Consider the following 1,142-nt stretch of genomic DNA (forward strand, 5'->3'; position numbering starts at 1 on the left):
CAGCCTGCAAGCGTGCCGCCCGTGAGCCGGGCGGCCCTTTGAAACGAATTGATAGCGTATGGAGTTGACCATGCAGCAAGATTCCCACACTCACGGCATCGACATGTCCGCCCTGGGTCGCGACAAGCAGGGCCTGCGCCTGGCCGAAGAGACCGTGGCCATTGAAGTCCCCGGCCTGAGCCTGTACTACGGCGACAAGCAAGCCCTGTTCGACGTCAGCATGAATATCCCGAAACAGCGCGTGACCGCCTTCATCGGCCCGTCCGGCTGCGGCAAGTCGACCCTGCTGCGCACCTTCAACCGCATGAACGACCTGGTTGACGGTTGCCGAGTGGAAGGCGCCATCAACCTGTACGGCAACAACATCTACCGCAAGGGCGAAGACGTGGCCGAGCTGCGCCGTCGGGTGGGCATGGTGTTCCAGAAACCCAACCCGTTTCCCAAGACCATCTACGAAAACGTGGTCTATGGCCTGCGTATCCAGGGCATCAACAAAAAGCGCGTGCTTGACGAAGCGGTCGAGTGGGCGCTGAAGGGTGCGGCGCTGTGGGACGAGGTCAAGGACCGCCTGCACGAATCGGCGCTGGGCTTGTCCGGGGGTCAGCAGCAGCGTCTGGTGATTGCTCGCACCATCGCCGTCGAGCCGGAAGTGCTGCTGCTCGATGAACCGTGCTCGGCACTGGACCCGATCTCGACCCTGAAGGTCGAAGAACTGATCTACGAGTTGAAATCCAAATACACCATCGTCATCGTGACCCACAACATGCAACAGGCGGCCCGTGTTTCGGACTACACCGCCTTCATGTACATGGGCAAACTGGTCGAATTCGGGGATACCGATACCCTGTTCACCAATCCGGCGAAGAAGCAGACCGAAGACTACATCACCGGTCGCTACGGTTAAGCGCGGCTCGCAATGAGCACCCGCTCCTACAAGGCCGCGCTACCAAAGGACAAAACGATGATCAACAAAGAAAGCCTGACCCACCATATCTCCCAGCAGTTCAACGCCGAGCTCGAAGAGGTGCGCAGCCATCTGCTGGCCATGGGCGGCCTGGTGGAAAAGCAGGTCAACGACGCGGTAACCGCGTTGATCGAGGCCGACTCGGGCCTGGCCCAGCAAGTGCGCGAAGTGGACGAGC

At 60.4% G+C, this 1,142-nt stretch carries 2 protein-coding genes; both read left to right on the plus strand.

Annotated features, from left to right (window positions below; all coding sequences use genetic code 11):
* The first annotated feature begins 70 nt into the window (after positions 1-70).
* Positions 71-904: a phosphate ABC transporter ATP-binding protein PstB gene (gene pstB / locus HP546_RS30460; protein ID WP_172233661.1), complete on the plus strand. Its 834-nt coding sequence runs from the start codon at positions 71-73 to the stop codon at positions 902-904.
* A gap of 57 nt (positions 905-961) precedes the next feature.
* Positions 962-1,142 (plus strand): PhoU domain-containing protein (locus HP546_RS30465; RefSeq protein ID WP_372242488.1); only part of this gene is annotated, 181 nt, incomplete at its 3' end.

The sequence above is a fragment of the Pseudomonas sp. CM25 genome (assembly GCF_013179705.1).
Classification (GTDB): Bacteria; Pseudomonadota; Gammaproteobacteria; order Pseudomonadales; family Pseudomonadaceae; genus Aquipseudomonas.

Bases quoted from the DNA above. Each gene is read 5' to 3' on its own strand.
- pstB (WP_172233661.1), top strand. From the start codon at position 71: ATGCAGCAAGATTCCCACACTCACGGCATCGACATGTCCGCCCTGGGT.